The sequence below is a fragment of the Methylocucumis oryzae genome (assembly GCF_000963695.1).
GTDB lineage: Bacteria > Pseudomonadota > Gammaproteobacteria > Methylococcales > Methylomonadaceae > Methylovulum > Methylovulum oryzae.
The window spans coordinates 1-5,002 of record NZ_LAJX01000177.1 but is presented as its reverse complement, the minus strand read 5'-3'; the positions used below and the strand labels follow the sequence as shown (position 1 = coordinate 5,002).

The 5,002-nt window shown below is 45.7% G+C and carries 3 protein-coding genes and 1 pseudogene; 2 read left to right on the top strand and 2 right to left on the bottom strand.

Annotation, left to right across the window (positions count from 1 at the left end):
• Positions 1-155: 155 nt before the first annotated feature.
• On the bottom strand, positions 156-356 hold the full coding sequence (locus VZ94_RS15795) for a hypothetical protein (protein ID WP_204369173.1): 201 nt from the start codon (positions 354-356) through the stop codon (positions 156-158).
• Between the two features lie 136 nt (positions 357-492).
• Positions 493-2,109: a multidrug ABC transporter permease/ATP-binding protein gene (locus VZ94_RS15790; protein ID WP_045779965.1), complete on the bottom strand. Its 1,617-nt coding sequence runs from the start codon at positions 2,107-2,109 to the stop codon at positions 493-495.
• A gap of 179 nt (positions 2,110-2,288) precedes the next feature.
• On the opposite strand from VZ94_RS15790, the pseudogene VZ94_RS29395 reads away from it, so the two are divergent.
• Positions 2,289-4,030: pseudogene (locus VZ94_RS29395) on the top strand (penicillin acylase family protein).
• Entirely contained in the window at positions 4,020-4,733 is a 714-nt protein-coding gene (locus VZ94_RS32300) for a penicillin acylase family protein (RefSeq protein WP_052700631.1), read from the top strand. Before VZ94_RS29395 ends, VZ94_RS32300 begins: the two are co-directional and overlap by 11 nt.
• The last annotated feature ends 269 nt before the right edge of the window (positions 4,734-5,002 follow it).

Genomic DNA, 5,002 nt, shown 5'->3' with positions numbered 1-5,002 from the left:
TCTGAACGGTCAAATTTTCGGTTTTTTTTGAGTAGGGTACGCTGTGCGTACCACTAAAAAAATCGTAATAAAATCAATAAAAAGGTACGCGTAGCGTACCTTACAGCGATCTGTAAAAACCGAAAACTTAACCGTTTAAAGTATATACGCAATTGCTACGCTGAAAATGCCTTAAAAAGCAATGAAACCATCCCAGCAAGCAAAAAGCTTAGCATCCACTTCAAAACCATAATTTCTGCTTTAATTAAAGCCAAGTCCTGGTCAATTTTATTGAAGCGACTATCGTAATCAGCCATTGTTTTAGCAGCGGCTCGCGCTTTCTCTTCGGATGCACCCGCTTCTTTAAGTTGCATCATAAAGCTCCGTAATCATTGTTTCTCATTTGTCGAACCCTAAAATGAGCTGACTAGGAGTTCATCATAAGGGGATGTTGTTTAATCACCAAGTCAATGAAATAGCACTACCTATAGTGTCTGACAAACCGGGCTTACATTAACGCATTAGCGCACTAACAAACACACCTTCTGCCATTTTCAACACCCTGTCAGCACAATGAAAATAATTTTCATCGTGACTGACGGCAACAATGGTTTTGCCTTGTGCTTTAAGCAAGGGTAACAATTCGTGATAGAAAATACGGCGATAGCCGGGGTCTTGATCGGCAGCCCATTCGTCTAAAACTAAAATGGGTCTGTCTTCTAAAATAGCGAGCAGTAATGCCAAGCGTTTGCGTTGACCTTGTGATAGCTGGGTGTCAAGCAAACGACCTTCTGCATAATCGACCTTATCCGTCAGTTGCAGCCTCTCCAGCCAAAAACGAATCGCCTGCTGTTTAGCAGGTCTACCGTGTGCATCTAATAGCTGATGAAATAAGTGAAAATCCGAGAAAACCGTGGCAAACAGTTGCCGGTATTCAGTCGCAGGCAAATTATGCTGCTGGTCTTCTAGCAGGATTTGCCCGCTTTGTGGCGTATATAATCCCGTTAACAAGCGTAAAAATGTTGATTTACCGCTGCCATTACCACCGATAATGAATACGGTTTCTCCTTGTTGCAGATGAAACTGCAAAGGCCCGACTAAAAACGCTGAACCTTGCTCCGGATTATCGTAACGATAGCTGACGTCTTGCAGCGTTAAGGTATGCCAGTTGCAATAGAGAGGTGTAGTAGCCTGACTAAATTCAGGGCAATAATCAGGCAGCGCCAAGCTGTTTAGCTTGTTCAACGCCACGCTACCCGATAACAGACTTGGTACTGCCGACACTAAAGAGGTCAGCGGTGTTCGCAAAAACAAGATAGTCAGCGAAAACGTCGTGGCAATATGATGGTCGCCCCAATTTTGGTAGTGCGTTAAAAAATATACCCAGCCAATTGCACCCAGCATCATGGTATTAACCCAATTTTCATTAATGCCGTTGTAACGGTCTGCATAAATATCCTGCTGACAACCTTGCTGCGCGTGGGGAATAAATTCTTCAGCATAAAAGCGCCGGGCACGCTGCCGATTTAATGCTAATTCTTTTCGGCCAGACAATACCGCTTGATAATCAGCATACAACAAGTCCTCAATATCTCTAGCCTTATCAACATGCGCATAGGTTTTAGTCATCAATAACCAAGCTACTAAAACGGTAATAAATAACCAAGCCACGCTAGCCATAAATAAGGTTTGCGACAACCAAGCCAAGTAAGCAAACCCACCTAAAGTCAAGACTAAGCCATAAACCGCATTAGGCAAGCTGATAAATGCCGATGTTAGCTGCTGAATATCGCTGCTTAAGCTGGCCAAAATACGGGCAGGACCTAGTTTTTCTAATTGCTCTAAATCCGTGTCTAACAGCCGTTTCAATAAGGTTCGGCGTAACTGGTAAACCAGTCGGTGGCCTAAGGTCGTCATGCCAATTTGCGAGGCCACGCCTATGATAAATACCGCGACCAACAAACTAACGAATTGCAGCAAAGTTGTTAACGCCTCTGCGTGAGGATGTAACATCTGCTCATTAGTAAACGCAATCACTGATACGGCTAAGCTAGCGCTAATCAAGCTGAGAGTAAACACCAGCAATAGACTTAACTTAAATTGTTTGAACAGCAAGCGGACTAAATTCATGAAGGACTGGTTTCTGTAAATATTGTTTCAGTGAAGTGGCCTGCCACCGTCTTGCGACTAAAGCGGCAAGCCTATTGACAATGCGAATAAATGACGTAATATTGAGAATCATTATCATTTATATTATGCTAATTACAGAAAATGTGCAATCTATGCCACCCTTTAGAATCCACTCCTGAATGAATAAGCGATTTTTTAAATTCTTAGCCATCTGTTGTGCTATTACCGCTACATTGGCGTCTATCACGCGAATTGCTTTTTCAGATGCGCCGCAGGTATTGCCTGGTTTAAACACCAATGTAGAAATTTTGCATGACCGTTATGGCGTTCCGCATATTTATGCCGAGTCTGAACACGATGTGTATTTAGCGCTTGGCTATGTCCATGCGCAAGACCGGTTATGGCAAATGGAAATCAACCGCCGGGCAGGTTCTGGACGATTAGCTGAAATCTTCGGCCAAGAAGCCTTAGAGCAAGACCGTTTGATGCGTACTTTGGGCATAAAACAGGCGGCACAAGCCAATTGGCAACAGTTGGATGCGCGCAGCCAAGCGTTGCTTAACGCGTATGCACAAGGCGTTAACGCTTATTTAGCTGAGCAAAAACTGTTACCAGTAGAATTTTGGTTATTAGGCGTTAGCCCTGCGCCTTGGCAACCGGTCGATTCATTAGTTTGGCTAAAAACCATGGCCTGGCGGTTATCAGGCAATTGGTGGGAAGAATTGCTTAATCTACGTTTAAGTCAGCAGCTATCGCCCGAACACATCGCTGATTTATTGCCCGCTTATCCAGGTGAGCCGCGCCGCTTACTGCCCGACGTAAATAATTTATACGGGCGCATATTGCCTAAAATAGTCGCAACTTCGACAAAACCTGCTTATGTACCTGACAAAAGCATAGGCTCCAATAATTGGGTTGTTAACGGTAGCCATTCTGAAACTGGCCTGCCGTTATTAGCCAATGACCCGCATTTAGCCTTGACCTCGCCATCGCTGTTTTATTTTGCGCATCTGCATGCGCCTGGTTTAAATGTGTTTGGTGCCACGTTGCCTGGCATACCCGGGTCATGTTAGGACGCAACGAAACGCTAGCCTGGTCATTTACTAATACCGGTTCTGACACGCAAGATTTATTTTTTGAGCGGCCATTGCCAAACGATGTTACACGCTATCAAGTCGGCGAAGATGCATTAACGTTTAGCACAAGACAAGAAAGTATCATGGTAAAAGGTGGTGCAACTGAGCAGTTAACCGTGCGCAGCACCCGGCACGGCCCGGTCATTTCCGATGTAGATACCGATGCGCGTGCTGTCACGCCCATCGATTGGGTGGTGGCATTAAGTTGGGTAGGATTAGCCGAAGACGATTACACCCTACGCTTTATCTTGGATGCAGGACGGGCTAACACAGCGGATGAACTACGCGCCTACGCTGAACATTTTCACAGTCCCCAGCAAAACATAGTTTATGCCGACCAAAACGGTAAGATTGGCTTTATCGCTGCCGGACGCGTACCGGCACGCCATCCCGATAATGTCGCACAAGGCAAACTGCCTGTACCCGGCTGGTCAACGCTTTATGATTGGCAAGGTTATATTCCTTATGCGGAGTTACCGCAAATTGCTCCAACTGTTAACAACACAAGCCCTATCGTCACTGCCAACCAAAAAATTACACCTGATAATTACCCGTATTTACTCAGCTCATCTTGGGCTTTACCGTATCGAGCTGAGCGGATTGCTGAACTGTTAGACACCCAGGAAAAACATAGCGTAGACAGCTTTGCCGACATTCAACGCGATGTCGTTAACCCCGTTGCGCGGCAATTGCTGCCTTTTTTTGTTAACGGTAGAAGCCGATACGCCATTACAAAAAACCACCGTCGCGCTGATGAAGCAGTGGGATTACCGCATGGCAACTGAGGCCTCACAACCCCTGATTTTTGCCGAATGGTTACGCCAGCTACTCATTGAGATTTGTGAAAAACCGTTAGGAAGTGCCTATGATTGGCTCGATGATTACAATCCGGCGTTTATTTATAACCTCTTCACTCAACAAAACGGTAGTACCGCGCGCTGGTGCAAAGCTAGCACAAGTCAGCAACGGCCTTGTCATGAAGAAATTAAACACGCATTACAAAGCGCTTTGGCCAATCTGCAAGCTCATTACGGCGATAATCCCGCTGATTGGTATTGGCAAGAAGCCCATATCACAGCGTTTAAACACCCTCTCTTCAACGCCATTCCATTATTAAATCGTTGGTTTACACCCCAGGTTGGCAGAGAGGGTGGCATGGATACTATTAACGTAAGTGGCTACCGTTACGATACCGATACTGGTCGCTATCTCAGTCAATCAGGCTCAGCATTTAGAGCGATTTACGATTTAGCTAAACCGGACAACTCGCTTTATATCTTGCCAACCGGTCAATCAGGTCAAATCTGGTCTAGCCATTATCAAGATATGCTTAACCTATGGACAAGCGGTAATTACTTACCCATGCATACCCAACGTGAAACCATCGAACAAGAAACCGTACAACGCACTCGCTTAAGCCCTACACGTCTTACTTTAACAACGCCTGCTCCGCCAATATCGGGCCAGGTCTATGCATTAGGAAAATAACATGTTTCAATCCACAACCGACCTCATCTGCCGGATGACAAAGCCACCGGCAGATAGAGGCCGATAGATTACCTCCCCGCCCGTGAACGAGTAGGTTACCTGAAAAGATAGGCTACCAACTTAAAACGGGACAATACCAAGCCGGGACAGGTTGTTTAGAGTGAAGGTGTCGGCAGCAGGGATGCTGCCGCCAAGCCTACAGGGACGTATTTACGGCGTCCTTCACTCTGAATGACCTGTCCCGGCTTAAGTGGGTAGCCAAAAGATAA